Annotated in this window: 28 protein-coding genes; 7 read left to right on the top strand and 21 right to left on the bottom strand. The window is 55.7% G+C overall.

Going from position 1 to position 26930, the window contains the following annotated elements; genetic code table 11:
• Positions 1–207: 207 nt before the first annotated feature.
• Positions 208–2088: a sigma-54 interaction domain-containing protein gene (locus ACT3UM_RS10090; RefSeq protein WP_498898383.1), complete on the bottom strand. Its 1881-nt coding sequence runs from the start codon at positions 2086–2088 to the stop codon at positions 208–210.
• A gap of 388 nt (positions 2089–2476) precedes the next feature.
• Here ACT3UM_RS10090 and ACT3UM_RS10085 point away from each other — a divergent pair, with 388 nt between their 5' ends.
• On the top strand, positions 2477–3289 hold the full coding sequence (locus ACT3UM_RS10085) for a formate/nitrite transporter family protein (RefSeq protein ID WP_498898381.1): 813 nt from the start codon (positions 2477–2479) through the stop codon (positions 3287–3289).
• Between the two features lie 58 nt (positions 3290–3347).
• Entirely contained in the window at positions 3348–3788 is a 441-nt protein-coding gene (gene cynS / locus ACT3UM_RS10080; RefSeq protein ID WP_498898379.1) for a cyanase, read from the top strand.
• Between the two features lie 18 nt (positions 3789–3806).
• On the opposite strand, the gene ACT3UM_RS10075 is transcribed toward cynS, so the two are convergent.
• The 12 genes from ACT3UM_RS10075 to ACT3UM_RS10020 form a co-directional block, all read right to left on the bottom strand.
• On the bottom strand, positions 3807–4649 hold the full coding sequence (locus tag ACT3UM_RS10075; RefSeq protein WP_498898377.1) for a fructosamine kinase family protein: 843 nt from the start codon (positions 4647–4649) through the stop codon (positions 3807–3809).
• A 47-nt stretch (positions 4650–4696) separates the two neighbouring features.
• On the bottom strand, positions 4697–5650 hold the full coding sequence (gene tal, locus ACT3UM_RS10070) for a transaldolase (protein WP_035577517.1): 954 nt from the start codon (positions 5648–5650) through the stop codon (positions 4697–4699).
• Positions 5651–5684: 34 nt separating this feature from the next.
• The gene (gene xylB, locus ACT3UM_RS10065) at positions 5685–7175 is read right to left on the bottom strand and encodes a xylulokinase (protein WP_498898374.1); all 1491 of its coding nucleotides are present in this window, start codon (positions 7173–7175) and stop codon (positions 5685–5687) included.
• Entirely contained in the window at positions 7175–8680 is a 1506-nt protein-coding gene (locus tag ACT3UM_RS10060) for a mannitol dehydrogenase family protein (protein ID WP_498898372.1), read from the bottom strand. The genes xylB and ACT3UM_RS10060 overlap by 1 nt, the downstream gene beginning before the upstream one ends.
• Positions 8681–8766: 86 nt before the next feature.
• A complete protein-coding gene (locus ACT3UM_RS10055; protein WP_498898370.1) occupies positions 8767–9387 on the bottom strand; it encodes a nucleoside/nucleotide kinase family protein in 621 nt (206 codons plus the stop codon).
• Positions 9388–9394: 7 nt separating this feature from the next.
• Entirely contained in the window at positions 9395–10180 is a 786-nt protein-coding gene (locus tag ACT3UM_RS10050; RefSeq protein WP_498898368.1) for an L-iditol 2-dehydrogenase, read from the bottom strand.
• A gap of 48 nt (positions 10181–10228) precedes the next feature.
• A complete protein-coding gene (locus tag ACT3UM_RS10045) occupies positions 10229–10909 on the bottom strand; it encodes an HAD family hydrolase (protein ID WP_498898366.1) in 681 nt (226 codons plus the stop codon).
• Positions 10906–12057 carry an ABC transporter ATP-binding protein gene (locus ACT3UM_RS10040; protein ID WP_498898363.1) on the bottom strand — a complete coding sequence of 384 codons (1152 nt, stop codon included), beginning with the start codon at positions 12055–12057 and terminating at the stop codon, positions 10906–10908. Before ACT3UM_RS10040 ends, ACT3UM_RS10045 begins: the two co-directional genes overlap by 4 nt.
• A gap of 12 nt (positions 12058–12069) precedes the next feature.
• Positions 12070–12936, bottom strand: a complete 867-nt coding sequence (locus ACT3UM_RS10035) for a carbohydrate ABC transporter permease (RefSeq protein WP_498898361.1) — start codon at positions 12934–12936, stop codon at positions 12070–12072.
• A gap of 29 nt (positions 12937–12965) precedes the next feature.
• Positions 12966–13856, bottom strand: a complete 891-nt coding sequence (locus tag ACT3UM_RS10030; RefSeq protein ID WP_498898359.1) for a carbohydrate ABC transporter permease — start codon at positions 13854–13856, stop codon at positions 12966–12968.
• Between the two features lie 109 nt (positions 13857–13965).
• On the bottom strand, positions 13966–15288 hold the full coding sequence (locus ACT3UM_RS10025; protein WP_498898357.1) for an ABC transporter substrate-binding protein: 1323 nt from the start codon (positions 15286–15288) through the stop codon (positions 13966–13968).
• Between the two features lie 181 nt (positions 15289–15469).
• Positions 15470–16420, bottom strand: coding sequence for a sugar-binding transcriptional regulator (locus ACT3UM_RS10020; RefSeq protein ID WP_498898355.1), 951 nt, complete (start codon positions 16418–16420; stop codon positions 15470–15472).
• A 127-nt stretch (positions 16421–16547) separates the two neighbouring features.
• On the opposite strand from ACT3UM_RS10020, the gene ACT3UM_RS10015 reads away from it, so the two are divergent.
• Positions 16548–16859 (top strand): NGG1p interacting factor NIF3, encoded by a 312-nt coding sequence (locus ACT3UM_RS10015; RefSeq protein WP_498898354.1) that lies wholly within the window; start codon positions 16548–16550, stop codon positions 16857–16859.
• A gap of 16 nt (positions 16860–16875) precedes the next feature.
• Here the strand turns inward: ACT3UM_RS10015 and ACT3UM_RS10010 are convergent, their stop codons facing one another.
• Complete coding sequence (locus ACT3UM_RS10010; protein WP_498898352.1) at positions 16876–17433, bottom strand: NUDIX hydrolase; 558 nt, start codon at positions 17431–17433, stop codon at positions 16876–16878.
• Between the two features lie 94 nt (positions 17434–17527).
• Here ACT3UM_RS10010 and ACT3UM_RS10005 point away from each other — a divergent pair, with 94 nt between their 5' ends.
• Together ACT3UM_RS10005 and ACT3UM_RS10000 are read left to right on the top strand one after the other, a co-directional pair.
• On the top strand, positions 17528–18199 hold the full coding sequence (locus tag ACT3UM_RS10005) for a CoA pyrophosphatase (RefSeq protein WP_498898350.1): 672 nt from the start codon (positions 17528–17530) through the stop codon (positions 18197–18199).
• Positions 18196–18864 (top strand): 2OG-Fe(II) oxygenase, encoded by a 669-nt coding sequence (locus ACT3UM_RS10000; RefSeq protein WP_498898348.1) that lies wholly within the window; start codon positions 18196–18198, stop codon positions 18862–18864. The genes ACT3UM_RS10005 and ACT3UM_RS10000 overlap by 4 nt, the downstream gene beginning before the upstream one ends.
• Before the next feature lie 34 nt (positions 18865–18898).
• On the opposite strand, the gene ACT3UM_RS09995 is transcribed toward ACT3UM_RS10000, so the two are convergent.
• Complete coding sequence (locus tag ACT3UM_RS09995) at positions 18899–19855, bottom strand: L,D-transpeptidase family protein (RefSeq protein ID WP_498898346.1); 957 nt, start codon at positions 19853–19855, stop codon at positions 18899–18901.
• Positions 19856–20318: 463 nt separating this feature from the next.
• Here ACT3UM_RS09995 and ACT3UM_RS09990 point away from each other — a divergent pair, with 463 nt between their 5' ends.
• A complete protein-coding gene (locus ACT3UM_RS09990; RefSeq protein WP_498898344.1) occupies positions 20319–20750 on the top strand; it encodes a PRC-barrel domain-containing protein in 432 nt (143 codons plus the stop codon).
• A gap of 171 nt (positions 20751–20921) precedes the next feature.
• On the opposite strand, the gene ACT3UM_RS09985 is transcribed toward ACT3UM_RS09990, so the two are convergent.
• On the bottom strand, positions 20922–21344 hold the full coding sequence (locus ACT3UM_RS09985) for an OsmC family protein (RefSeq protein ID WP_498898342.1): 423 nt from the start codon (positions 21342–21344) through the stop codon (positions 20922–20924).
• 197 nt (positions 21345–21541) lie between these two features.
• On the opposite strand from ACT3UM_RS09985, the gene ACT3UM_RS09980 reads away from it, so the two are divergent.
• The gene (locus ACT3UM_RS09980) at positions 21542–22447 is read left to right on the top strand and encodes a DMT family transporter (RefSeq protein ID WP_498898340.1); all 906 of its coding nucleotides are present in this window, start codon (positions 21542–21544) and stop codon (positions 22445–22447) included.
• Here ACT3UM_RS09980 and ACT3UM_RS09975 read toward each other — a convergent pair.
• The 5 genes from ACT3UM_RS09975 to ACT3UM_RS09955 all read right to left on the bottom strand — a co-directional run bounded on the left by ACT3UM_RS09975 (position 22401) and on the right by ACT3UM_RS09955 (position 26878).
• Positions 22401–23249: an MOSC domain-containing protein gene (locus ACT3UM_RS09975; RefSeq protein WP_498898338.1), complete on the bottom strand. Its 849-nt coding sequence runs from the start codon at positions 23247–23249 to the stop codon at positions 22401–22403. The two genes, ACT3UM_RS09980 and ACT3UM_RS09975, sit on opposite strands and share 47 nt — an antisense overlap.
• A gap of 91 nt (positions 23250–23340) precedes the next feature.
• Complete coding sequence (gene gntR, locus ACT3UM_RS09970) at positions 23341–24336, bottom strand: gluconate operon transcriptional repressor GntR (RefSeq protein WP_035577479.1); 996 nt, start codon at positions 24334–24336, stop codon at positions 23341–23343.
• 120 nt (positions 24337–24456) lie between these two features.
• On the bottom strand, positions 24457–24984 hold the full coding sequence (locus ACT3UM_RS09965) for a gluconokinase (protein ID WP_035577477.1): 528 nt from the start codon (positions 24982–24984) through the stop codon (positions 24457–24459).
• A 17-nt stretch (positions 24985–25001) separates the two neighbouring features.
• Positions 25002–26282: a TRAP transporter large permease gene (locus ACT3UM_RS09960; protein WP_498898335.1), complete on the bottom strand. Its 1281-nt coding sequence runs from the start codon at positions 26280–26282 to the stop codon at positions 25002–25004.
• Between the two features lie 2 nt (positions 26283–26284).
• Positions 26285–26878: a TRAP transporter small permease gene (locus tag ACT3UM_RS09955; protein ID WP_498898333.1), complete on the bottom strand. Its 594-nt coding sequence runs from the start codon at positions 26876–26878 to the stop codon at positions 26285–26287.
• Positions 26879–26930: the final 52 nt, after the last annotated feature.

The raw sequence follows: 26930 nt of genomic DNA, 5'->3' as shown, positions 1-26930 counted from the left end.
GCGCTTAGTCTCTCAACTTACTCGTCATTCAGAAAACCAAGTCACTTAGCGCACTCAATCACTCGCAGTACGATGCCATTCAGAAAGATGAGCATTATAGTTACATTCATGTATGTATGCTAGCCTTGAACAATCTAAAAATGTGTGTACAGCTTACTGTCAAGTCGCACCTAGCTTACCTTAGTCCAAAGCATGAAGGGTTGGCGATTAATGCGGCGCTCTTTTACGAAATTCCCGCGTGTCGACGCCCCATTTGGTTAGCCGCGAGGCAAGCGTTGTGGGTTTAATGCCTAACAATTCTGCCGCGCCGCCCGCCCCTGAGACTTTACCCCCCGCCTGCTCCAGAGCAGCAATGGTGCTTTCACGCTGGCGCTGACTAAGCGCATGCTCGGTGAGCAGCGTTGCTTCACTTTGCTCGCTGGCTTGAATCGGATTATCAGAACCTATTGAGCGCGACGACTCCTTTAACAGCAGGTCATCAAACGTCAAGCGCCGATCCTGGGTCACGATGACTTGGCGCTCAATGATGTTCTCCAACTCACGAATATTGCCAGGCCAGGGGTAGCGCTGCAGAATTTCCTGCTGGGCCGGGGGTATGCGCACCCCCGGCTTGTTAAATTTAAGGCAGGCGCGCTGTAAAAAATGCCGCGCCAGTAGCGGTACATCTTCTATTCGCTTGCGCAGCGGTACCGATTCGATTGGAAACACATTAAGGCGGAAATAGAGATCTTCGCGAAAATGGCCCGCGTCAATCATGTCACGCAGTTCGCGGTTAGTAGCGGCAATCACACGAACGTCAACCTCCCGAGTACGGTTGTCGCCCACCCGCTCAAATTGCTGATCCTGCAACACCCGCAGCAGCTTGCTCTGTAGCTCCAGGGGTATTTCACCCACCTCATCCAAAAACAGCGTGCCACCGTGAGCCAGTTCAAAGCGCCCGGTGCGATCTTGCACCGCGCCTGTAAAAGCGCCTTTCACATGGCCAAAAAACTCGCTTTCAAACAAGTCCCGTGGAATAGCCGCACAGTTCACCCGAATCAACGGCCGGTCGCTACGCGTGCTACCGGCATGAATCGCCCGGGCAATTAGCTCTTTACCGGTGCCCGACTCGCCACTAATCAGCACGTTGGCGCTGGTGGGGGCGACCAGTTCAATCTGCTGGATTAACTTTGCCACCGCCGGGCTGTTGCCGACAATATCACGGTGGTTTAGCTCCGCTTTTATCTCTTCTTGAAGGTACTCATTTTCCAATTCCAAACGCTGTTTGAGCGACTCCACTTCAGCAAGAGCATCGCGCAATTGCTGCTCAGCGCGCTTACGTTCGCGAATATCGCGAAACAGCACCACCGCCCCGACCAACCTGCCCATTTCGAAAATCGGCGTGCTGGTGTACTCCACGGGAATCGCCTCGCTATTTTTATGCCAGAACACTTCGTTATCGACGTGATGTACTTGGCCGTCGCTAAACGAGGCATGGATCGGGCACTGCTGTACCGGAAAGTGGCTGCCATCGGCGTGGGTGTGATGGAACATCAGGTGGGCGTCGTGGCCCACCATATCCTCGGTACTCCAGCCTAAAATGCGCTCGGCAGCAGGATTCACAAAGGTGGTTTTACCTTCGGCATCCAGGCCGTAAATGCCCTCCCCCGCTGCGCCAAGAATAAGTTGGTTCTGCTTCTCAATCCGCTCAAACACCTGCTCGACCCGCTGCCAGCCTACCTCACCTTGACGATGCTGGCGGCCTAGCTCCGCTTTCGCCCGACGCTGTTCGGCTTTATTGCGGTCAATCAGCGTCAATAGCAGTTGTCCCGAGTCGTCGATGCGCTGAGCATAAACCTCAACGCGATACGGCTGGCGGAGCATATCTAGCATCACTAAATCATCCGACCAAGCCGTATTTTGAACCAGCGCCTCATCGGTAAAGCTCACCCATAGCGGTAGTGAGGCACTCAAGCGGTGGCTAAACGGGGCCTTGAGAGGGAGCACTTCATGCATATTGAGCATCTCGCAGGCGGCAGGATTAGCAGCCAGTAGCTGATCAGCAAAGGGGTCGACCACGATCATCGCAAGGGGTGAACATCCGCCCATTAGGGCCTCTATATAAGTGCTTTCATGCTCATACATTGGCGCATGCCTCTAGATTTACTCCCCCTTAAACATTCAATTACCACGCCACTTACGAACTTTCGTCAATAAAACAACGAAATATCGTTAATTACATTTTTTCGTAACCCATTAAGCCTTTCAGAAACATTAACGAAAATAAAATTTAAATCATTAAAAACAGATAGATAAAAACACAAAACGTGAGTTGGCACACAAATCGCAATACATGTACGGATAGCGCAATAGCGTCGCACGCTGAATCCCTTTCGCACTAGAACGGCGCAGCCATCGGTTTTATTGCTCCGGTTGAGCAACACTAAAACTCTTGGGCCAGACGTTAATTAACCGAAATGACACAGGAGACATACTTATGTCTTATCTAATGCCCAGTGAATTCGTCACTAAGTTGGTGGATCAGGGTGAATCAAAAGTCTATATGGGCACCCGGGATACGCTTATCCGCGCCTTTATGGCGGGGGCGACTCTGGCGTTGGCGGTTATTTTTGCCATTACCATCGCCACCCAAACAGGCCATTTTCTGATTGGGGCGCTGCTCTTTCCCGTGGGTTTTGTAATGCTCTACCTGATGGGCTACGACCTGCTTACCGGGGTTTTTATGCTAGTGCCTATTGCATGGCTGGACAAAAGGCCTGGGGTCACCCTGCCTCGGATGCTGAAGTGCTGGGCGCTGGTGGGACTCGGTAATCTCGGTGGCGCCCTGTTTATCGCCACCTTTGGCTACCTGAATTTCACCATGGGCGGCACCGAGGAGATAAACGCCGTTGGCCAAACGATGATGGCCGTCGGTGAAAGTCGCACAGTGGGTTACCAGGAGGCGGGATTTGCTGGTTGGATTGTGCTTTTCCTAAGGGGCATGTTCTGTAATTGGATGGTATCCATGGGCGTGGTGGGCGCCGCTATTTCCACAACGGTTTCCGGCAAAATCATGGCCATGTGGATGCCGATTATTGTGTTTTTCTATCTCGGTTTTGAGCACTCCGTGGTCAACATGTTCTTGTTCCCGATTGGCCTCATGCTGGGCGCTGACTTCACCCTGTATCAATACATAATGTGGAACGAAATCCCCACGGTACTGGGCAACTTGGTAGGCGGCCTGACTCTGGTTGGTTTGGTGCTCTATACCACTCACGTGCGCACTCAGCCCAAAAAAGTGCTGTCTTGATTCAATCTGATAAGTCAAAAAGGGCGTCACTCGCTCGCTACTCTAGAGGAGAACCATGATGGATAAGCTCGAAATGCGTCACACCCTGCTCGCCGCTAAAGCGCGCAAAAAAATGAGCTGGGACGATATTGGTAAAGCGGTTGGCATGTCGCCGGTATGGGTCGCCTCCGCCTGTTACGGCATGAACAGCGCCAGCCAAGCGATTGCCGCTAAGCTTTGCGACACGCTAGGCGTGGAAAGCGAGGTCGCCGATGCGCTGGTAGCTTTTCCCACCAAAGCCTGGGATGAAGCGATCCCACAGGATCCGTTTATCTACCGTCTCTATGAGGTCGTCGGTGTGTACGGGGAGACCTTAAAAGATGTGGTCCAGGAGAAGTTTGGCGACGGCATTATGAGCGCCATCGACTTCACCATGGAAGTCGACAAAATCGAAGACCCCAAAGGTGACCGGGTACTATTAACTTTGAATGGTAAGTTTTTGCCCTATAAATCTTGGTAAAACGTAAGTCCTGGCAAGTCAAGCGAAAGACTCGAGCCTCGCCACGCTACGTTCAACCGCCGAACGATAACCGGCACCGAACAGCAGCAAGTGATTCAGCAGCGGATAAAGCTGAAACAGCGCTTCACGCCTCGGCCAGTCGGCCGGGGCGTTGCCGTTCCAGTAGGCGTCAAAAAAAGCCTCGCCCGGCGAGCCAAATAACGTCAGCATTGCTAAATCTACTTCCGGGTAGTGGCGATACACTGCCGGGTCGATAATCGCTGGCCCCTTTGTAGAGCAGAGCACATTCCCCGACCATAGGTCACCATGGAGCAAGCTGGGCGGCGCATCCGGCAGCCAACTCTCCAAATCGTGAGCCAAACGCTCGATACGCCTCCGCAACTCGCCGTCCAATAGCCCACGCTGGTGACTCGCCTCGCACAGGGGTAATAAACGGCGCTCGCGCTGGAAGGCCCGCCCGTCACTAAGCGGTGCATTGGGCTGGGGCGTTTGCCCACAGGCATTATCCTGATGCCAACCGTGGGCATCGCCAATCACGCCGTGCAAGCCGCGCAGCCCTTCGCCAAGCGCTGCTTCGTGTTGCGGCCCACCGGGTACGGTGTCTAACGACTCAATGACCAGCCAGCCGTCTGACAAACCTAATACCTCCGGCACCGCCAACTGCTCACAGGCGCTACCCAGCGCACGTAACCCCTCGGCTTCGCCGCGCAGCCGTGCCGCGTCGTCGTGTTTAATCACCACCTGTCCCTGGCGAGTATCCAGGCGATACACAGCGGCGATATCTCCCCCACTGAGCGACTGCAAGTCGCCGCTGGGAGTTAACTCAATGGACTCCAACAGCTGGTTTAGGGTGGCATCCATGTCACTCTCCCGTTGCTCGAATGTAAGTCGATCGTCTGGCTTATGGCTTAGCCTAACCGTTTATCAATCAGGCTCTCTAACTCAAGCTGGTCATCGTGGAAGCGACGGATGCCTTCCGCCAGCTTATCGTTAGCCATGGCGTCCTGGTTGTGGCCCCAGCGGAAGGCCGATTCACTTAACGGTTCAGTCGGTTTGCCGCGACCTTCGCCAGATTGAATCTGCGCATTGACGCTGCCTTCTGTTGCTTCCAGCTCCTCCAGCAACGCTGGCGAAATCGTCAGCCGTGGGCAGCCCGCCAAGGCCAGTACTTGGCCGGTAGTGCGGAAGCTCGCGCCCATTACCACGGTGTCGTAGCCACCTTGGTTGGCACGCTGGCAAACGCCTTGAACAAACTGAACGCCCGGGTCGTTTTCTGGCGTGTAGTCGTTGCCGGTCGCTTTTTTGTACCAATCGGTCACGCGCCCCACGAAGGGCGAGATCAGAAACACGCCAGCATCAAAGCAGGCCTGGGCCTGGGCTTCGCTGAACAGCAGCGTCAGGTTGCACTGAATACCCTCACGCTCAAGCACCTCGGCGGCACGAATGCCTTCCCAGGTAGAGGCCAGCTTAATCAACACGCGGTCACGGGACACCCCGCGGGCATCATACAGCTCGATTAACTCGTGGGCCTTGGCTATGCTGGCCTGGGTATCAAACGACAGCCGCGCAGCCACTTCGGTGGAAACACGCCCCGGAACAACGGCGGAAATCTCGCTGCCCATGGCCACCGCTAAGCGGTCAACGGCATATTTGACCTGCTCTTCACGGCTGCCGCCGGAGGCTTTTACACTGCTGAGTTCTTCGTCAATCAGCGCTTGGTAACCGGACAGGCTAAACGCCTTCAGCAGCAGCGAGGGATTGGTGGTGGCATCCTGAGGCTGATAACGACGAATAGCGTCAAGATCACCGGTGTCGGCGACGACGAGCGAATGTTGTTTTAACTGCTGCAGCTGACTGGTCATAACATCTCCTTAATATCCGTCTAATACTTAATAATCACTTCACACCGCCATGGCGTTGTTCAAGTGCTGCGCAGTAACGCGCATAAATCGGTTGGTAGGCGGCCACCCGTTCTGGATGGGGGTCGGCCAGTGACTGCGTATCCAGATGGACTAATTTTTCGCACAGCGCTTCCAGGGTGACCCCCTCTGAACGCTGGTCGCACCAGGCCGCCTGTATCGCCGCGCCCAGGGCGGCCGCGTCGGTAATCTCGGGGCAAATTACCTGAGTGTCGGTAATATCCGCGACCATCTGCCGCCATACGGGGCTGTTAGCACCGCCACCGATCAGGCGAATCTGGCTGGCCCCGGCGGTTAAATCACCCAGCAATTCCAACCCATAGCGTAGCCCGAAAGTGGCCCCCTCCACCACCGCCCGGCACATATTAGCCTGGGTGGTATTAAGACTGGTCAGACCCAGGAAGTCCGCTGAGGCATCCGGCAGCATGGGCACCCGTTCGCCGTTGAAAAATGGCAGTACGGTAACGCCCTCAGCGCCGATTGGCGCGTTGGCCACTTTCTCGCTAAAGGCCGCCAAGTCCAAGCCAAACAGCTCGCGCACCCGAGTTGTGGCGGAAGTGACATTCATGGTGCAAATCAGCGGCAGCCAGCCGCCGGTGCTGGAGCAGAAGTTGGCGACCATGGCGCTATCGCACTCCACGGGGGTCGCTGAGTAGGCGCAAACAGTGCCGGAGGTGCCCAGACTCAGCGTGATCAGCCCTGGGGTAATATTGCCGGTGCCAATAGCGCCGAGCATATTGTCGCCGCCGCCTGAGGAGACCACCACCTGGTCGCCCAGCCCCAGTTCCCGGGCCACCCCTGGGCGCACAACGCCTACCGACTCATGCGCCTCCAGCACCCGGGGCAGTACCCGCGCCGGGTCTAATTCGGGGGCAATTTCAGCAAAAACATCCAACTGCCAGCAGCGCTGGCGGGTATCGAAGTAGCCGGTGCCTGAAGCGTCGCCCGCTTCGGTGACGCGTTCACCGGTGAGCCAGAAATTGAGGTAATCGTGGGGCAGTAGCAAGCTCTCGATACGCTGATAGGCGTCCGGTTGTTGCTCACGCAGCCAGGCGACTTTGGAGGCGGTATAGCCGGTTTGCAGCACCAGCCCCAGCTTCTCCAGGCAGCCCGCCTCGCCGCCCAAGCGGGCGACTAAATCGGCGTTCTGGGCACTCGTTTCGGTGTCGCACCAAAGCTTGGCGGGGTAGACCGGCACGCCCTCTGCATCGAGAGCCACCATACCGTGCTGCTGGCCGGAAACGCCGATACCTTGCACTTGGCTAGCCGAGACACCGGCTTTGTCGAGTGCGGCAAAAAACGCCGCTTTCAAGGCCGCCAGCCATTCAGCAGGCGCCTGCTCGCGACGGCCATTCTCGCCTTCATCCAGGTGATGAGCACGGCTTGCTTCCGCAAGAATTTTGCCCTGCTCAACGTCTACTACCACTACCTTGGTACTCTGGGTACCGCAATCTACCCCGATATACATCACAATGTTCCTTTGGACGACGCCAGACCCTCTAGCGTAGCGCGCGCGCCGCGTTCGTGCAGTGAACTTAGAGCCGCTAAATAGGCTTCTACAAAACGGGTGCTGTCGATTAAGTCGCCAAACAGCTCACGATTTTCGATAAAGGCCGTGGGACGAGCGCGGTTCTCAGCGGCAATCATCATCAGCGGGGCCTTCAAGCGGTCAACGATGTCAATCGGCTCGCCCTGCTCGTCCACCCCTTCAGCGTAACGCGCCCAGCTGGCCACCACAGCGGCGCTGCGCTCTATCTCGCCACCTTGCGCCAACTGCTGCCGAATCACCGGCACTAGCCACTTAGGAATGCGGTCAGAGCTCTCGGCGCAGAGGCGTGCCAAGGTATCTTTGATTTGCGGGTTGGCGAAGCGCTCAATCAGCGTTAAGCGGTAGGTTTCTAAATCAACCCCCGGCACTGGAGCCAAGGTCGGCGTGCCCTCTTCGCGCATATAGCCCAGCAAAAAATCGACGAATAGCGGATCCTGGCATACTTCGTGGGCGTAACTGTATCCGGCTAAATAGCCAAAATAGGTCAACGCCTGGTGGCTGGCGTTGAGCAGACGCAGCTTCATCAGCTCGTAGGGTTCGACATCTTCAACAACTTGAACGCCCACTTTATCAAACGCCGGGCGGCCAAGGGGAAAGTGATCCTCCAATACCCACTGGGAGAAGGGCTCACAGACCACCGGCCAGGCATCTTCAACGCCAAAGCGCTGGGTCAGCTCATCAATATCCGTGGTCGATGTTACCGGGGTAATACGATCCACCATAGCGTTGGGGAAGGCCACCTCTGCTTCCAGCCAGGCGCCTAGCTCCGCATCCCGCGCCTGGGCATAGGCGCCGAACATGCGTTTGGCCACGTCACCATTACCTTGAATATTATCACAGGACATTACGGTGAACGGTGCGATGCCCCGGGCGCGACGGCGGGCCAGCGCTTCCACCACCAGCCCGAAGCTGGTAGTAGGCTGAGTAGGGTTAGCAAGATCACCACGCACCTGGGGGTTATCGAGATCGAATTCGCCACTTACCAGGTGAAAGTTGTAACCGCCTTCGGTCACCGTCAATGACACAATACGAATCGCTGGGTCAGCCATCTGCTCGATCACCGCCTCGGTCTCTTCCGGTGCGAATAGATAATTGACCATACTGCCAATGACCCGCGGCTCATACTGGCCATCAGGGTGCTTAACCACCAGGGTGTAGAGATAGTCCTGCGCGGCCAGTGCCTGCTGCATGCGCTTGTCGCCGGGCATCACGCCCACGCCCACAATGCCCCAATCTAGTGCTTCGCCCTGGTTCATTAATGCATCCAGATACATTGCTTGGTGGGCGCGGTGAAAGCCCCCAACCCCAATATGCACGATACCGGGTGTGAGCGTCTGGCGGTCATACTGAGGTTTGGCAACGTAATCTGGTTTGGCAACATCGTCGGTTAGCTTGCCCAGGTTGTGATTGTTAAGACGGGTCATGGGACTCTCCAGCCAAGGCCTACTTGGCGCGATGGGGTGAATAAAGACAGGTAAAAGGTACGGTTTAAGTGTGCTAACACAAAGTACTAGCGCCAGCGCTGGTCAGGCGGTAAACAGCAACTTTTCACTAACTGCGCGTTGAGCATGTCTTTGTGGTGGGTGCGCTCAAGCGCCCCGGTGCGATCCTGGCCCATCTCAAGCCAGCGGCTGACCAGCCGTTCAACCAGTACGACGTCGTCGACATCTATAAACAGCGTCCAATCAAACAGCGGTCGCAGTTCGCGCCAGGGAGAGCGGTCAAGCAGCAAATAGTTACCCTCAACAATGACAATGCGCTGTTCAAGGGTAATCAGGCGCCCACCGGCACGGGCGAGATCCAGCGGGCGGTCAAATACCGGCACCGCTACCGGGTGAATAGCCTGGCGGATACGTTCAAGGTCGCAGCGCAGACCCTCCACATCGAAGGTATGGGGAGCCCCTTTAACCGACACCTGCTGCTCGCCCAACACGGCGTTGTCGAAGTGGTAGCCGTCCATGGGCACTAGCCCAGCTTGAACTGGCAGGCGCAGATTAATCGCATCGCAAAGCTGGGCACTGCGATAAGACTTACCCGCCCCCGGCGGCCCAGCCAGCGCCACCAGATAGCGCGATGCACCTTCGGCCGCGCCAATAATCTGACTGGCTAAGGTATCAAGATCAGGGCTCATAGCGACCTCAGCTCATCCAGTTGCCACCATCGACATTAAGCGTCTGGGCGACCACGTAATCACTGTCTTGGCTGGCCAAAAACACCGCCGCGCCGGTGTGGTCTTCGGGCAACCCCATGCGCCCAAACGGTACCGCCTCACCGACCAGGCGCTTCTTCTCGCCGAGTGGGCGGCCCTCAAATCGGGCAAACAGCGCGTCGACTTCTTCCCACATCGGCGTATCCACAACCCCGGGGGCAATGCCGTTAACGTTGATACCGTGTTTGATCAGATCCAGCCCACTGGATTGGGTAAGGCTGATGACAGCCGCTTTACTGGCGCAGTAAACGCTTACTAACGCTTCACCGCGACGGCCTGCCTGGGAGGCTATATTGATAATCTTGCCGCCCTGGCCACGGTCTACCATGGAACGGGCAACCGCCTGAAGGGTAAAAAACATGCCTTTGGTATTCACAGCAAACTGCTTATCAAAACTCGCTTCAGTCACCTCAAGCACCGGCGCCATATCGAAGACAGCGGCGTTATTGACCAAAATATCGATGCCGCCGAAGCGCTGCGTCACCGCGTCGACCATAGCGTTAATCGCTGACTGATCGCAGACATTCAACTCAATGCCCATGGCTTTTTCGGCGGGGGCTTGCTGGCCCAGTGTTGTCAAAGCCGCCTCAATGGCGGCACCATCAATATCCGCCACCACCACGCTGGCACCTTCACTTAAATAGCGCTGGGCAATGGCCAAACCGATGCCCCGAGCGCCGCCGGTAATCACCGCGACTTTGTTATTTAGTTTCATTGTTATGCTCTCACTGTTCACTGCACCGTTATGGTCAAGAAGCTTTTATCAAGTGGATAAATGGCCATTGGCTTGCCACTCATCCACCAAGGCTTCCAGGCCATGCATATGCGCTAAAATGCGCCAGGCACCGGCTTGAGTCAGCCGCGTAGACTGTTCCGCGTCTACGTGGCTGGCACCGACAAAACCAATCACGCACATACCCGCAGCATGGGCGGCGGTTACCCCGGCCACACTATCTTCTACCACAAGACAGTCTCGTGGCACCTGACCTAACTGAGACGCCGCCAAACGATAGAGCGCGGGATCAGGCTTGGGGTTGGCGACTTGCTCAGCGGTAAAAATGGCGACCTCGCCAAACGCCTCGGCCAAGTGCGTGGTCGCCAGCGACGCCAACACGCGGCTACGACGGCTGTTGGAAACCACTGCCTTTTCCAAACTGATGCCGCGAATGGCCTTATCGGCCCCGTCTATGGCTTTAAGCTCCCGCGCCAGGCGCGCCTCAATGGCGGTATCCACCTGCTCGGTAGCATCCAGAGGCAGCGAGTGGGCGCTTAACGCCTCAAGATGGGCGAGAATCGCCGACGTGGTCATCCCCAAGGCCTGACCAAGTTCCTGGTCGATATCCAGGTCAGGCAGCCAGCGGGAGAGGTACTCCACAAGAGTGCCTTCAGCGAGCGCTTCGCTATCCACGAGCACGCCATCGCAATCAAAGATGAGTGTCCTCATGCAGGCTCCTCGGAAGGCGAACCGGGCGCGCGGTTATCGTGTCGGGTTAGCCCTGCCAAGGGGTGCTGTTGCAAGCTGGGCAAGGCCAGGCCGCCAGCGTCAAACAGGTGGGCGCGCTCGGGGGCAAAGCCGAAATGCACCGTATCGTTGACCCGATAGGCCACGTCGCCATCGGCCATAATCGTGATGAGTTCGTCGTCCATCTGGACATAGAGCGAGGTTTGGCCACCTAGCCGCTCCAGCACCTTGATTTCACCGCTCAACGGCCCCTGTTCATCAAGCACTAGGTGTTCAGGGCGAACACCCAGCTCAAGGGTCGCGTTAGCATCCAAGTGCGCACCATCAGCCGGTACGCTGCGCTCACCGCCACCGGGCAGGCGAATACCCACTCCTTCAGGCGTTACGCCGGTCAGTGTTACCGGTAGAAAATTCATTTTCGGTGAGCCAATAAAGCCGGCCACAAAGCGATTGCGCGGATGATGGTAGAGCGCCATGGGCGAGCCCACCTGCTCCACCACGCCGTCGTGGAGCACGACGATTTTATCCGCCATTGTCATCGCTTCAATCTGGTCGTGGGTGACGTAGATCATGGTGGCGTCCAGCTCATCGTGCAGGCGCGCCAGCTCGATACGCATCTGCACCCGCAGCGCGGCATCCAGGTTGGAGAGCGGCTCATCAAACAGAAAGATGCTGGGGTTACGCACAATCGCCCGGCCGATTGCCACCCGCTGGCGCTGACCGCCGGAGAGCGCTTTGGGCTTACGGTCTAACAGCGGTTCTAGCTGCAAAATCTTGGCCGCTTCCAGCACCTTGGCGCGCCGCTCCTCCTTGGGAACACCCGCCAGGCGCATGCTGAAGCCCATGTTGCCTTCCACCGTCATGTGGGGATAAAGCGCATAGCTCTGAAACACCATGGCCAGGCCGCGATCCGCCGGGCCAACATCATTGATCCGCTGACCATCAATGAGGATGTCACCATCTGTGGCGCTTTCCAGCCCGGCAATCATGCGCATCAGGGTCGATTTACCGCAGCCCGAAGGACCGACGAAGACCACAAATTCACGGTCATTCACCTCAAGGTCGATGCCTTTGATCACTTCGGTATCGCCAAATTGCTTGGTAATATTTTTCAGTTGTAGTGTTGCCATGAGGAATATCCTTTACTTGACGGCACCAAAGGTCAGGCCACGTACCATTTGTTTTTGGGTCATCCAACCAAGTATCAAAATAGGCGCAATGGCCATGGTGGAAGCGGCGGACAGCTTGGCCCAGAACAGCCCCTCAGGACTTGAGAATGAGGCGATATAAGCGGTTAACGGTGCGGCACTCGAAGTGGTGAGATTGAGACTCCAGAACGCCTCGTTCCAGCTCAGAATCACCGACAGCAGGCCCGTTGAAGCGATGCCCGGTAGCGTCAGCGGCAGCAGCAGAAAGCACACTTCCTGTAGCGTCGAAGCACCGTCCATACGCCCTGCTTCAAGAATGTCTTTGGGCATATCTTTAAAGAAGGTGTAGAGCATCCACACCACAATCGGCAGGTTCATCAGCGTATAGACGATGATTAACCCTGTGCGGGTATCGAGCAGGCCAACGTCACGAAAGATCAGATAAATCGGCACCAACACGCCCACCGACGGCAGCATTTTGGTGGAGAGCATCCACAGCAGCGTGCCCTTGGTGCGCTTGGTGGGCAAAAACGCCATGGCGTAGGCGCAAGGAATGGCAATTAACAGTGCGAAGAAGGTAGAGCCAAACGCCACCGCGACGCTGTTAAGCGCAAAGCGTGTATAGCCTGAGCGCGCATGCACTGCTTGGTAGCTCTCTAAAGTGGGCGAAAAAATTAGCGTAGGGTCGGCAATTGCCGCTGTTTCTGTTTTAAAGCCGGTCAATATCATCCAGAAAATCGGAAAAAAGATCACCAGGGCAACCGACCATCCCAGCACCGTTATCATTGCCCGCTTGGCTTGTGCTGAGCGCCATCCCGATACCGAGCGCGGCGCAGCCGTTTTGGAACTTAATGTTGTCATCGAAGTACTCCCAAGACACAAGTGCCAGTCTAGTCTTCCAGGTTTTTGGCCACCATACGGACCAGGAAGATCGCCACGATATTGGCGAGAATGATCGCAATCACCCCACCGGCGGACGCAGTGCCCACGTCAAAATCGAGTAGCGCACGGATATAAATCAGGTAGGCCAAATTGGTGGTCGCTAAACCAGGGCCACCTGAGGTCGTCACAAAAATTTCCGCGAAAATAGTCAGCAGAAAGATCATTTCAATCATGATCACCACGCTGATCGCGCGCTTTAAGTGCGGCAGCGTAATAAAGAAGAAAATCGCCACGGGCCCCGCGCCATCCATTCTTGCCGCTTCTACTTGGTCCTCATCCAGTGACTGCATGGCGGTGAGCAGAATCAGCAGTGCAAACGGTAGCCACTGCCAAGCGACGATAATCACAATGGAGGTCAGCGGTAGCGCTGAAAACCAGTCCAGCGCAGGCAGGCCGACGGACTCAAACAACCACGAAAGCACGCCATTAGAGGGGTGCATCATCATGTTTTTCCACACCAGGGCGCTGACGGTGGGCATGACAAAAAACGGCGAAATCGCCAGCACACGGGCTATCCCACGCCCCGCGAAATCCTGCTGAAACAACACCGCCAGCAGGGTGCCACCCACTACGGTAATCGCCAGCACCCATCCCACCAGTAGCAGCGTGTTGCCCATAGCGGTCCACAGCGCGGGATCGGTTAACAGGTATTGGTAGTTTTCCACCCCGGCAAAACCGGCTATGTCGGGCATAAGCAGGTTGTAATACTGGAAGGAGAACCACAGCGTCATGCCTAACGGCACAATCATCCATAGCAGCAGTAGCGTGACGGCTGGCGCTTGAAGAAAAAGCGTTCTCAGCCCGCCGACGGTACGGCCGGAAGCACGGGTTTTAGTCATGGGATTACCTGCGAAATACGAGGCTCTTTACGAAAACGGCTAGAACACAGCGATAAAACGCCTGCCGTCACTGACAATAGCCAAGTGGACAGGCAGGCGTTGGTCACTTCTATCGCTCGATGTAGCCAGCTCGCTGCATCGTGCGTTCTGTGGCGCGCTGGGCGTTGTCTAGCGCCTGCTCTACCGTGGTGTCGCCAGTCAACGCAGCGGCAATGGTTTGGCCTACTTGAGTACCAATCGACTGGAACTCAGGAATATTGACCGTCTGTACGCCAACGTAGGGGTTGGGTTCTAGGGTTGAGTCATTCGGGTCGGTTTCTTGAATGGCCTTTAGAACGAAATCAGCAAAAGGTGCCGCTTCGGTGTACTGCTCGTTCGCGTAAGTAGACTCGCGCGTGCCGGGGGGAACGCTGGTCCAGCCTTCCGTTTCACCCACCAACTCAATGTACTCTTCTGAGGTGGCCCAGGTAATGAACTCAAGCGCTGCTTCCTGTTTTTCGGAAGAGGCCGGAATCGCGAGCGCCCAAGACCATAACCAGTGTGAGCCTTTGGGGGTTTCTGCTATCGGTGCCGGGGCAAAACCTAAGCTGTCTGCTACATCGGACTCATTTTCGTCGAACAGCTTGCCGGCGGCTGAAGTGGCATCTACCCACATAGCACAGTTGCCGCGTGCAAACAGCGCCAGATTTTCGTTAAAGCCGTTAGAGCTTGCCCCTGGCGGGCCGTAATCATTCAGCAGGTCGACATAGAACTGGACAGCTTTTGTCCATGGTTCAGAGTTAAGCTCTGGATTCCACTCCTCATCGAACCAGCGCCCCCCGTAGGTGTTCACGAGCGTGGTAATAAATGCCATGTTCTCACCCCAGCCCGGCTTGCCGCGCAGGCAGATGCCAGCCAGCCCTTCTTCGCTGCCGTGCAGTTCGCCCGCCCACTCGCGTACCTCTTCCCAGGTGGGCTGTTCGCTCATCTCAATACCCGCTTTCTCAAACAGATCCTGGCGGTAGTACATCATTGAGCTTTCGGCATAAAACGGCAGCGCGTGGAGCGTGCCGTCCAGACTCAAACCATCGCGCACTGAGGTCAGCAGGTCGTCTTCGTTGTAGTCGTCGGGTAAATTATCCAACGGTGACAGCCAGCCGCGCTCAGCCCAAATAGGCACTTCGTAAGTACCGATGGTCATGACGTCAAACTGGCCACCACCGGTGGCAATATCGGTAGTCATGCGCTGACGAAGCACATTCTCTTCCAGCACCACCCAGTCCAGCGTGATATCGGGGTGCGCTTCTTCGAAAGCATCGGTGAGGCTCTGCATTATCACCATGTCGTTGTTATTAACCGTGGCCACGGTAATTTCAGTTTGCGCCTGGGCGTGGCCCGATATGGCAATGGCGGCCGCTAGCGTGGAGACGGGCAAGTGACGTGCGAGTCGCATAAAGAACTCCTAGTGGGCTGGTATTGGCATTGTTGTCGCCTTGATCTTATTGATCATCTATCGAACAAATGATCGTACGTAAGCCAAAAAAAAGCAAAGCCGATTAACTTAGACTTTACGCTAACTTATCACCTTTGACGCATGTTGCAGCGCACGCGCCAACACTCCAACCCCTCTCAACTTATAGCGCCTCAACAATCTGCCGTGCGGCTACTTCGTCGGTGACCAAACCTTTCAGCCAACCGCCGCGCAGCGCGGCATGTATCGCCGAGGCTTTTTCGTATCCTCCCGCAATGGCTACCATATGATGCTTACCAAAGCGCTCCAGAGGAAGACTGGTAACCCGCCGCGTAATCGAACAGTCGATCACCTCGCCATCACGGTTCAGCGGCCAGCCAAGCAGCTCACCTACCGCTTTTAGGCCCAGCAATTCATCCAGTTCGCTTTCACTAATGAAATGGTCTTGAAACAGCGTGGCCTGTCGGTCGATGCGCCCAATACCAATAAACGCAGCCTCTGACTCCCGCGCCACATCGGCAATCGCTTTAAAGAGACGCTGCGCCAACATTGCCTCTTTTTCAGCCAGTGACTCGGCAACGACCGGCGCGGGCAGTAAAAAGCGTTCACCGCCAGTTTTATCCGCCATCACCATTACCGCATCGTAGCGGTTAGCTGAACCATCCCGAGCAACATTCCCCACCAGCGACACAAAGCGGTGCTGAGGCCGTTCAACGCGGCTGAGCGCTTCAACCGCTGCCCGTACCGAACGCCCGGTACCTAACGACAGGGTCAACGGCTCGCTGCGCTCAACCAACTGCGCAATGCGCTCGGCGGCAGCCACGGCCAAATAGGAAGCGGCACTGTCGGCGGCATGATTATCGGCGGGTACCACCTCACAGTAGGTCAAACCAAAATGATCGCGCAGCGTGCTACCCAGCGCCATACAGTTAGAGATCGGATGATCGATATGGACTTTGACCAACCCTTCCTGGCGAGCCAACGCCAATAGGCGCTGCACGCCTGGCCGTGAAACGCCCAACTGGCTGGCGATCTCATCCTGGGTCATTCCACCTACATAAGACATCCAAGCGGCTCTGGCCGCCTGATCCAGCTTTACCTCGAATTTATCCATTCGATGGTTCCCGTATTGTTGATCAGGCATCATCATACAAAGCTAACCCCGCGACCAATAGTCGCCTATCCGCTAACATAGCCAGAATTACGCGTTTCACAATGGATCGACCGTTTGGAGATACAGCATGTACAAACTGGCTTTTTTTGTTCCTGTGGAAGATGCCGAAAGCGTTAAGCGAGCCGTATTTGAAGCTGGTGCAGGCCGTATTGGCGATTATGAAAATGTCTGTTTCCAAACCCGTGGTACAGGCCAGTTTCGCCCCACGGAAGGCGCCCACCCGCATATCGGCTCGGTGGGCAGTTTGGAAACAGTCGAAGAGTTCAAGGTCGAATTGTTGTGCGATGAAGCGCATATCCACGGCGCCATCGCCGCCTTGAGGCTTGCCCACCCTTACGAAGAAGTCGCGTATGATGTGTGGCAGTTAGCCGACCTATAACCAAGCCGTTAAAGTGTTAAGCGCTACCAAAGTAACGTTCGCGATCTTCAGGCGTTACCACGCTGGTATGCAGCGGAAACTCGTTATAGACGCGGTCAGCGTAAAAGTGTTTGAGCGTGCGCTCAATGGTAGTGAAGGCCAGCTCGTCCCAGGGGATTTCGTGCTCTTCGAACAGCGCGACTTCCAGGCTTTCCGGTCCGGCGCTGAACCCACCGATTAACTCGGCGCGAAAGATCATATACACCTGATTGATATGCGGCAGATCAATCAGGGTATACAGGTTGACGAGTTCAACCTCGGCACAGGCCTCTTCACGGGTCTCTCTGGAGGCCGCCTGCTGAGTTGATTCGGCATTTTCCATATAGCCAGCGGGCAGCGTCCAGTAGCCTTTGCGCGGTGAGATCGCCCGCTTACAGAGCAGCACTTTACTACCGCTAACAGGCAGCGTACCCGCCACGATGCGCGGGTTCTGATAGTGTATCGTGCCGCAGGCAGCGCACAGGTAGCGCGGGCGGTCATCGCCTTCCGGGACGGCAAAACGTACTTTATCACCACACTGGCTGCAAAAGTTCATCGCGTATTCTCAACGGCTAGTGAATAGAAGCCTCGACGCGCTTGACGTCAATGACCGCTGCTGGGTAAAAGAGAACAAAGTAACTGGATGTCCCATGTTAGAGAAACTACGTAAACAGCTGCAACAGCTGACGCCTCAACGCTTGGATCACATCGTGATGCCCGAGGCCGCTGTGCTGTTGCCGATTGTCGAACGCCCAGCGCCTACCTTACTGTTTACTCGCCGGGCCAGCCACTTGAGCACCCACAGTGGCCAAGTGGCGTTCCCAGGCGGCAAGCGCGAGTCCTTTGATAGCGACCTATACGCCACGGCACTGCGCGAGGCAGAAGAGGAGATTGCCCTCGACCCAGGTCTGGTGCAACCCCTGGGACGGCTATCGGACGTCATTTCGCTGCACGGTATTCGCGTTACTCCCTGGGTCGGCATTATTCCGCCGGATTTACCGCTGATTGCCGACCCCGGCGAGCTAGACGCCATTTTTGAAGTGCCGCTGAGTCACTTTTTAGACGACCACCGAACGCATACCGATGTGATTACCGTGGATGGCGTTGCCCACTACGTGCCCAGCTACCACGTAGACGGCCACGTTATCTGGGGGCTCTCGGCGATGATGTTAGTGGAGTTACTGGCCGAAGGCTTTGGTATGCCGATTGATCTGTATCAACGACCTGCTGGGCCGCTGCGCCACTACCCTGAACGCACAAGCCGTCTCTCAAAATCCTCCACGAACACTTCGCGCCCGGCGCCATCGAGAACCAGCAAATGACCCCCAGTGTTGCTACTTCGTCACCTGCACTGCAGCCAGCGACTCAGGTCGCCCTTGTGGATGCGCTGGTTGAGCAGGGTTGGTATGTGGGCCGCGAGGTGATTGATTTAGGCCTATGCGACGCGCTGAATCACGAACTTCTGCACCGGGCGGCCTATAACGGACTGGATGAAGCGGGCATTGGCCGCGGCCAACAGCACCTGCTGCGTAAAGATATCCGCGGTGACGCTATTCACTGGCTTGATCGCGAGAGCGCTGCTCAGCGGCGTTACTTAGATGCCATGAGCGAGCTACAGCAAGCGCTTAACCACGCGCTGTTTTTGGGCCTGTTTGAGTACGAGGCTCACTTTGCCCACTATCCACCTGGCGCTTTTTATCAACGTCACCTGGATAGCTTTCGCGGTCGGGCCAACCGCGTGATATCCACGGTCGGCTATTTGACGCCGGACTGGCCCAGCGACGGTGGCGGTGAGATGGTGGTCTACCACCCGGACGACCCCAGCCAAGAGGTCGCCCGGGTGGTACCCGAAGCGGGCACCTTCGCCTGTTTTTTATCTGAGACCATTCCCCACGAAGTGCTGCCTACTCGCTGCCCGCGAACCAGTATCGCGGGCTGGTTTCGGCGCAATGCCTCGCTGGGTGGCGTGCTAGATCCAGCCCGCTAGCATTTTCAGCCCCCAACAGGCTAACCCCAGTTGACTAACTAAGCGGAACGATTTGACCGTTGGCCTGCTCCAGCACTTCGCGCACCTGTTCGTAGTCAACGCTAGATGAGTTGCCACCCTCGTGTTGCTCAACCAAACCCACAACGTTTAACAGCATATCCATGCCAAATGCCTGTTCATCCGTTGCGGTAAAGGCTTGGATGTAATTTGTCCCACTTTCACTCCAGCCTACTTTGATCGGTGAATCGATAATATTGACCTGAGTGCCCACCGGCACACGCCAGAATACTGATTCAATATCCTCTGGATGCATACGGATACAGCCACGGCTGGCACGCATACCAATGCCATCTGGCTGGTTAGTGCCATGGATCAGGTAACCGGGAATATCCAGCAAAATAGCATATTCACCCAAGGGATTATCAGCACCGGGGGGAACCACCGCAGGGGCTGGGTCGCCCCGCTCAGCGGCCTCACGCCGAATCGACTCAGGTGGATACCAGGCCGGGTTTTCAAGCCGCATGGTGGTTTCGGTAATCCCCAGCGGCGTATTATAGGCATCGCGCCCAATACCAATGGGGTACGTCTCAACACGTGGCGTCTCGCCCGCCTCTACCTCTGGGTAATAATAAAGGCGCAGCTCCGCCACGTTGATGACAATCCCAGTTCGCGCCTCATCGGGCAAAATAAACTGCCCGGGGATCTTCACCTCGGTTCCCTCTCCTGGCACCCATAGGCTGGTATCTGGATTAGCCATACGAATTTCTTCGTAACCCACGTTGTGTGCTTTAGCAATATCCAGCAGCGTGTCCTCTTCGGTCGCCGTGACGGTATACACTTGGCCCACCATATTGCCCTCTTCAGGCAGCAGAAAATGACCTTTGGGCAGCTCGCTGCTATCGGCTGCAGCGCTCAAGGCTAACAGCCATGCACCTAGCGCAACGCTGCTGACGCAGAGCTGTTTTAACGTCTGCAAAGGGTGGGAAGTCATGGTCAGGGAGTCTCCTTTTTATGCGACCTCACTTTTCTCAAGACAGGGATGAAAAGCGAGCCATTTAGAGACGAATATGAACACTGGGCGGGAGCAGGTCAACTCGACAGACTGTCGCACGGCGGCCCAGTGGCGCCGCCAGGCGTGAGCCCAAAGCGATTCTGTTACCGAAAAATTCATATTAGTAGTTGTATTTCTGAGCACAGCGACTAATCTAATATTTGTCTTAGCGCAGTGACGCGCAAGATAGCGTTAATTAAGCCAATGCATTAAATGCCATGTATTAAATACTATGTATTAAATACCAAGCATAAAGTGCATAGGCGCAATTAACACAATCAGGAATGATAGCACCGGCGTTGATATCGCTTCTATTAAACGAAGTCAGTACCGTCGCTATCGATTTATTTGGGTTGTGACGCGGAGTCGTTAAGCCCCAATAAAATCGCAAGGAGCAAGCAAAATGAAAATGATCAAACCCGCTATTCTAGTTACTCTCATGGTGCCGGCCGTTATGTTCGCCGCAGGCACTGTTAACGCCGAAGAGAATACCACCACCATGGAAGCGACTTACCTGACGGAAACGCCAGCAGGTACTTTCCATTCCGATGCTTTAACCGGCAACCAAGTCAAAAGCAGTGTCGAAGATGACGAAGATATCGGCACCATCACTGACTTGGTGATCGATGAAGATGGCCAAATTAATGCTGTTGTCGTTGGTGTCGGTGGTTTCCTTGGGATGGGCGAGAAAAACGTCGCTATCGAATGGGACTCACTTGAGTTGACCAAAGCAGAAGATGGCGAAGATTATGTCATTACCGTTAATGCGTCAGAAGATGCACTTGAAGCTGCTGAAGAGTATCACCGTAGCGAAGATAAAAGCGAAGATGAGTAAACGCTAATTAGTTCCAAAAAAGCCTTGGCATTTGCCAAGGCTTTTTTATTACCAACACTCTTTTCTACTCGTTCAGACAATAAAAATAATTAAAAATGCCGCCACATCAATCAATGTGGCGGCACCATAACTTATGCTATTAAAAAACGTAAGCTATCAACAAGCTTATCGTCAGCCTTTTAATTTAGCCGTCATACTTACATCTGCATTAAGAACCTTGGAAACAGGGCAGTTAGCTTTTGCCGTTTCCGCTGCTTCCTGAAAAGCGGCATCGTCGGCGCCGCTTATGTCAGCCACAACGTCCAAGTGAATTTTCGAGATATCAAACCCAGCATCGCTTTGGGAAAGGGTCACTTTGGCGCTGGTTTCGATAGAATCAGCGGTGTAGCCTTTCTCGCCCAAAATCATTGACAGGGCCATTGAGAAACAGCTGGCGTGCGCCGCGCCAATCAGCTCTTCGGGGTTGGTACCTTTTTCATCTTCAAAGCGCTTGCTGAAGGAGTACTTGGCATCTAAAACGCCACTTTCGGTTGAAACGGTGCCTTTACCATCCTTGAGACCACCTTCCCAACGTGCGCTAGCTTTACGATCCATGAACAACTCCTTGTGTGTGCCAATATGCATAGACATGTTGTCAGACAGGGCCTAACGACGGTTGCCGCTCGACCACCTAACCAGCGTAGCTGATTTTTTACGGTTCTGCTGTACCCGCGTGCTCAATAGCTTCCATCCCCCTCTATTCAGCCGTAAGCTAGTTAGCTACCTAATTGATTAGACGTTAAGGACTCACCATGTCGTCGGCTGATACGCTGCGCTTGATACTGCTCTCTTCGCTATGGGGGTTGTCATTTATCTTTATGCGCGTGGCCGCCCCCGAGTTTGGCGCGGTGCCGTTAGTGCTGGTACGCATGGGGATTGGTGCCCTGCTCTTGATGCCGCTGCTGATCAGCCTGCACTATCTGCGACTCATCTGGCAGCATAAGGGGCCGCTGTTATTGTTAGGGGTGGTCAATCATGTACTGCCTTTTTCACTACTGGCGCTCGCCACCACGCAACTTGAGGCGGGCTTCACTTCACTGATTAACGCCACCACGCCGATTTTTACTGCGCTGCTTGGCGCGCTGTTCTTCGCTACCGCGATACAGCGTCAACAGTACGTGGGGCTCGCCTTGGCGCTACTGGGTGTTTACATACTGTCTGCCAATCGGCTCGACTTTGCCCTGGGCGGGGACGGCTGGTTTATTTTAGCCGCCCTGGGGGCGACGTTTTGCTACGGCATTGCGAGTAACTACTCCAAAACGCGCCTGAGCCACCTACCGGCGCGTGTGCTAGCCGCAGGCAGTAGTGCCATGTCGGCACTTGTGCTGCTGATTCCCGGCATATTGCTGTGGCCAAACGACCCGATCAGCCCTTTGGCGTGGGGTAACGCCCTGGCGCTGGCTGGGCTCAGTACCACGCTGGCCTTCCTGCTCTACTTTGGCTTACTCGCCAGCGCGGGCGCCACGGCTACCTCAACGGTGACATTTCTGGTACCGGTTAGTGCGCTGATATGGGGCTATTTATTGCTTGGCGAAACCCTGAACCTACAGATTATCGCCGGGATGGTGATTACCCTGATCGGCACGGCCATCGCCACCAAATTACTGCGTATCAGGCGTCGCGAATCGTCACCACCAGTCTATCCCCCACACGAATAACGCTGTCTGCACCTTCAAGCAGCGTGGCGTTTTGGCCAAAGTGCGCACCTTTTTGGGTGGGTTGAGTATTGAGCTCAATCAACGTTTTCAGCGGCTCTGCAGGGGCAGGCACTGCCGCCGTATGCTGATCAATGGTGGTGACTTTGCAGCGTTTACAGGGCTTACGCAGCGCCAACTGAAAGGCCCCGCTTTGCTCGGCCAGCGTTGCCCAACGATCCTCCGCCCACGCCTCATCGCTCTTTATCACGATATTGGGCCGAAAGCGGTTCATGGGTACCGGCGTCTGTCCCTTCGCTACCAAAGCTTGATTAAGAGCATCTAATGAGCCCGTGGTGGCAATCAAAAAGGGGTAGCCGTCGGAGAAGTAGGTATGCGCCGCGCCGCCATCCAGAAAATCCTCTTCAACGGCACGGGTAAACTCGGTGGCAAAACGCACCATGCTAAGCCCTTGGGCCTGTTCGCCCAAGGCGGCAACCAGCCAGCGCGAGACTTCTTCGCTCTCCGGCAGCGCTTTGCAGTGGTCATTCCACACGCTAACCAAGCGCAGATTTCCCTCAGGCTGGGTCAGTGGCACGTTCAACGGTTCGACATTGGGATGCGACAACACTAAGTGTTCGTCGGTCAACGCGACCTCGACGGTGGCCAGCGCCGGGAGTTGGCGCTGAGTAACAAAACGCTGCTGCGTATCCACCAGCATCCAGCGCCGATCCCAGGCTAGTCCGTGCTCATGCACAGCACTGTGGGCAAGGCTGATGCCCTTGAGCGATTTAACGGGGTAGATGTTGAGTTGAGTAATCTGCACGGTGGCCTCGCGACATATGTAAAACACTACTTTAGCCACTCCCCACATTCGCGGCTACTCGAAAACGCGCCGCTTTGCTAACACCGCTGTACTAGAGCGTCATGCCTGCTTCGATGCGATAGCCCAAATCTACGACTTGTTGGGTCAACGGCTCACCGCGAAGCCGCGCAAGCAGCTCCCCCGCGGCAGCTTCACCAATAGCCTGACGCGGGGTGACCACGCTGGCGAGCCGTGGGGTCATCACGTGCCCTACATCGTGGCCGTGGAAGCCAGCCAGCGCCATCCTCCCAGGCACATCAATGCCGCGCCGCAGGCACTCGAAGTAGGCGCCTACCGCGACGTCATCGTTAGTACAGAATAGTCCATCCGCAGTAGGGTAATCGGCAATCACCTGTTGCAGCAGCGCCGCCCCTACGCTGTACGAGGAGCGCTGAGTGCTTTGCAGAGTAACGGGCGTTAATGAATGCTCTTGCATGGCTTGGCGATAGCCCAGTTCGCGCTGGCGGGTACGCTCATCCAAGCGCACCGCTAGATAAATCACCTGGCGGCGACCGCGCCTGATCATCTCACTCACCATGTCGTACGCGGCTTGAACATTGTCGTAGCCTACGGCCTGCTGCAGTGGCGGGCGGTGGGTATCCATGATTTCCACAATCGGGATACCGGCGGTTTCCAACATCCTCAGGCTGCGCGGGGTATGGTCGCGATCCGAAAGAATGATTCCGTCGACGTTATAGGAGAGCAACGAGGCGAGGCTGCGCTCTTCAAGCTCGGGGCTATAGCCATAGTGAGAAAGCATCAGGTGATAGCCCGCAGGCTCCGTCAGCGTTTCGATACCGAGGATCACATCGGCGAATACCTGGTTGGTGAGCGACGGCACCAGCACCCCGATGGAGTGGCTGGTCGACCTGGAGAGCAAGTCCGGCGCACGATTGGGAATATAGCCAATCTGTTCGGCAATCGAGAAGATGTGTTCACGCAGGCCTTCCGAGACGGTTTCAGGATCACGCAGGCAGCGGCTTACCGTCATTTTGGTAGCCCCTACGTGGTCGGCTATATCCTGTAGGGTGGGGCGTTTTTTCTTCAAACAGTGGCTGCCTTATACAAGGTGTAAGCATTGAGACCTACCTGAAAGGGGCGACCCCAATGCCCATTATCTCCTTTAATTGACTGTCCTTTAACTTACCTCCCTTGCGCTTATTTTCCTCTAAACGGACGAGCGGCTGGGCGGCGGCAGCGTAGCAGCAAATTGCGTCACGATCTCTTGGGGCGATAAGGCGATCGAGGCATTGAAGGCCTCCTCTTCACTAGGCGGCTCCAGGTCGGCCAGTTGACTGGCCAACATGGTATCGCCTTTAAAGAAATGGCCTGCTCGGGTTTCAAGCCTTTCAAGCAGTAGCTCCCGGCTGCCCGCTAAATAGAGGATCTGCAGGGCGGGGTCGCCTTGTCTCAGTCGATCACGGTAGCGTTTTTTCAACCCCGAGCAGGCAATCACCAGCGACTCCCCCCTTGCCCGATATTCGGCGAACAGCGCCGCCAAGGTATCCAGCCACTCGCTCCGGTCATCGTCGTTAAGCGGCGTACCACTGGCCATTTTGGCCACGTTGGCCGGTGAGTGATAATCGTCACCGTCAATAAAGGTCGAGCCCAGGGTGTCTGCCAGTTGCTGCCCAACATGTGACTTCCCACACCCAGACACGCCCATCACTAAAATACGCTGCGAGAGGTTCTTCACAGAGGCTCTCCTATTATTTAATTGCCGCGTACGGCAGTAAGATCAGGCAGCCAAGTGACGATACCGGGGAAAGCAATCAGGATCACTAGCACGACCAAAAGCGCCACGTAGTAGGGCAGCATGGCTTTGACCAGCGACTCCATGGAGACTTTACCGACACCGCAGCCCACATAGAGGCAGGTACCCACCGGTGGCGTTAATAGCCCGATGCCCAATACAAAGGCCATCAGAACACCGAAGTAAGCGGCATCGACGCCCACCGAGGTCACAATGGGCGCAAGCATAGGTGCCATGATCACCATCGCCGGGGTTAAGTCCATTACGAAACCCACCAAAAGTAGCAACGTTGCCACAATCAGCAGCAGCATAAATGGGTCCTGGGTGATCGCCTGCACTTGGCTGACCAGGGTCTGCGGCACCATATTGATGGTAAGAAACCAAGCAATCACCGTCGCGAACGCCAGCAGCATCATCACCATACCGGTCAAACGAGCCGTGCGAATCAGCATACCGACCAGCTCTTTAAGCTTGAATTCGCGATAGACCACCAGCGAGATAGCCAGGGCATAGAGCAGGGCCGCAACGGCCGCCTCGGTCGCGGTAAACACGCCAAAAATAATACCACCAATCACAATGACCGGAAGCACTAGCGCCAGCCAGGCAGCTTTAAAGGCTTTCCAAAGACGATCCCAGCGAAACTGCTGCACGCCACCGCCATCCTTTTTAGCAAGAATATAGGTGGTCACCATGAGTGCAAAGCCAATCAACAGGCCGGGGATGATGCCGGCGATAAACAGGCGGCTAATGGAGGTTTCGGTGACAATGCCGTAGAGAATCAGCGGAATTGAGGGTGGAATAATGATTCCGATCACCGACGAGACGGTATTAATCGCGGTGGCATTGGCCGCCGTGTAGCCCTGCTCTTTCATCGAGGGAATCATCATCGCGCCGGTGGCAGCCGTATCGGCCACTGCAGATCCACTGATACCGCCAAAGAACATCGAGCCGGTAATCGCTACCTGTCCCAACCCGCCGCGCATAAAGCCGACCAAGGCAGCCGCCAGTTCCATCAAGCGACGCGCGATGCCACCATTACTCATCACCTCGCCGACTAAAATAAAGAACGGGATCGCCAGCAGCGGAAAGCTGTTCACCCCGCGAATAGACTGTTCGATCATGATCGACAGTGGAATATCAGAGAGTACTGCCATCACCAACGCTGCAACGCCTAAACCAAAGGCAATCGGCAGCCCAATAACGATGGAGGCCAATAAAATGGCCAGAAAAATCCATAACATGATTAGCGCTCCCGCTCAGGGTGGCGAATAACGTTCAGGCTGACCCACATCCGCCACATCGAAACCACCGCAATAAAGATAACGCACAGCACCAGCGAAAGGCTGATAAAACTCAGCGGCACGTTCATAATCGCTGAACGCCCACTAGAGCGTGCCAGCACTTGGTAGCCGCCCCAAATCATTACCACCATCAGGCCGGTAATAATCAGGTGCTGCAGCAGATAGAGCATATGCGCCAAACGCAGCGGCAGACGCCGCACCAGTGCGTCAACGGCAATATGCTCGTAGCGGGAAAAAGCGGCAGCGGCGCCGATAAACACCAGCCATATAAACAGCATGCGCGCTAGCTCATCCGCCCAGGGCAGCGAGTAATTAAACAGCGCACGCCCCACCACGTTGCAGGAAACGGACACAATCAACGCCACTAAAATAGCCCCGATCAGATACTCCATCCCTAAGGTCAGCCAGCGGAACAGGGCTGGCCCTTGCCGGGTATCGGTATCGATTTCCAGCGATTTGCGGTTGGGGTCATCCAGATACACCGAGGGGTCTTCAATCGGCGTAGGCGTATTGGGGGGTGTAGAGGAGAGTGACATAGGAGCTCCAAAGGCACTGACACGTCGGGCAGGCTCAATGGCCTGCCCGAGT

It is taken from the genome of Halomonas sp. AOP13-D3-9 (genome assembly GCF_052379125.1).
GTDB lineage: Bacteria > Pseudomonadota > Gammaproteobacteria > Pseudomonadales > Halomonadaceae > Vreelandella.
Note: the sequence above shows the minus strand (reverse complement) of the source record. Positions and strands in the feature narration are given on the sequence as shown.

Excerpts from the sequence above, each read along its gene's own strand:
- ACT3UM_RS10075 (WP_498898377.1), bottom strand. The coding sequence starts at position 4,649 with ATGGATGCCACCCTAAACCAGCTGTTGGAGTCCATTGAGTTAACTCCC.
- ACT3UM_RS10005 (WP_498898350.1), top strand. The coding sequence starts at position 17,528 with ATGTTAGAGAAACTACGTAAACAGCTGCAACAGCTGACGCCTCAACGC.
- ACT3UM_RS10040 (WP_498898363.1), bottom strand. The coding sequence starts at position 12,057 with ATGGCAACACTACAACTGAAAAATATTACCAAGCAATTTGGCGATACC.
- ACT3UM_RS09985 (WP_498898342.1), bottom strand. The coding sequence starts at position 21,344 with ATGGATCGTAAAGCTAGCGCACGTTGGGAAGGTGGTCTCAAGGATGGT.
- ACT3UM_RS10000 (WP_498898348.1), top strand. The coding sequence starts at position 18,196 with ATGACCCCCAGTGTTGCTACTTCGTCACCTGCACTGCAGCCAGCGACT.
- ACT3UM_RS10010 (WP_498898352.1), bottom strand. The coding sequence starts at position 17,433 with ATGAACTTTTGCAGCCAGTGTGGTGATAAAGTACGTTTTGCCGTCCCG.
- ACT3UM_RS10055 (WP_498898370.1), bottom strand. The coding sequence starts at position 9,387 with ATGAGCCCTGATCTTGATACCTTAGCCAGTCAGATTATTGGCGCGGCC.
- ACT3UM_RS10020 (WP_498898355.1), bottom strand. The coding sequence starts at position 16,420 with ATGGATAAATTCGAGGTAAAGCTGGATCAGGCGGCCAGAGCCGCTTGG.
- ACT3UM_RS10045 (WP_498898366.1), bottom strand. The coding sequence starts at position 10,909 with ATGAGGACACTCATCTTTGATTGCGATGGCGTGCTCGTGGATAGCGAA.
- ACT3UM_RS10030 (WP_498898359.1), bottom strand. The coding sequence starts at position 13,856 with ATGACTAAAACCCGTGCTTCCGGCCGTACCGTCGGCGGGCTGAGAACG.
- ACT3UM_RS10050 (WP_498898368.1), bottom strand. The coding sequence starts at position 10,180 with ATGAAACTAAATAACAAAGTCGCGGTGATTACCGGCGGCGCTCGGGGC.
- ACT3UM_RS09955 (WP_498898333.1), bottom strand. The coding sequence starts at position 26,878 with ATGTCACTCTCCTCTACACCCCCCAATACGCCTACGCCGATTGAAGAC.
- ACT3UM_RS09990 (WP_498898344.1), top strand. The coding sequence starts at position 20,319 with ATGAAAATGATCAAACCCGCTATTCTAGTTACTCTCATGGTGCCGGCC.
- ACT3UM_RS10090 (WP_498898383.1), bottom strand. The coding sequence starts at position 2,088 with ATGGGCGGATGTTCACCCCTTGCGATGATCGTGGTCGACCCCTTTGCT.
- ACT3UM_RS09980 (WP_498898340.1), top strand. The coding sequence starts at position 21,542 with ATGTCGTCGGCTGATACGCTGCGCTTGATACTGCTCTCTTCGCTATGG.
- ACT3UM_RS09960 (WP_498898335.1), bottom strand. The coding sequence starts at position 26,282 with ATGTTATGGATTTTTCTGGCCATTTTATTGGCCTCCATCGTTATTGGG.
- ACT3UM_RS10035 (WP_498898361.1), bottom strand. The coding sequence starts at position 12,936 with ATGACAACATTAAGTTCCAAAACGGCTGCGCCGCGCTCGGTATCGGGA.
- ACT3UM_RS10060 (WP_498898372.1), bottom strand. The coding sequence starts at position 8,680 with ATGACCCGTCTTAACAATCACAACCTGGGCAAGCTAACCGACGATGTT.
- ACT3UM_RS10015 (WP_498898354.1), top strand. The coding sequence starts at position 16,548 with ATGTACAAACTGGCTTTTTTTGTTCCTGTGGAAGATGCCGAAAGCGTT.
- ACT3UM_RS10025 (WP_498898357.1), bottom strand. The coding sequence starts at position 15,288 with ATGCGACTCGCACGTCACTTGCCCGTCTCCACGCTAGCGGCCGCCATT.
- ACT3UM_RS09995 (WP_498898346.1), bottom strand. The coding sequence starts at position 19,855 with ATGACTTCCCACCCTTTGCAGACGTTAAAACAGCTCTGCGTCAGCAGC.
- tal (WP_035577517.1), bottom strand. The coding sequence starts at position 5,650 with ATGACCAGTCAGCTGCAGCAGTTAAAACAACATTCGCTCGTCGTCGCC.
- cynS (WP_498898379.1), top strand. The coding sequence starts at position 3,348 with ATGGATAAGCTCGAAATGCGTCACACCCTGCTCGCCGCTAAAGCGCGC.
- xylB (WP_498898374.1), bottom strand. The coding sequence starts at position 7,175 with ATGTATATCGGGGTAGATTGCGGTACCCAGAGTACCAAGGTAGTGGTA.
- ACT3UM_RS10085 (WP_498898381.1), top strand. The coding sequence starts at position 2,477 with ATGTCTTATCTAATGCCCAGTGAATTCGTCACTAAGTTGGTGGATCAG.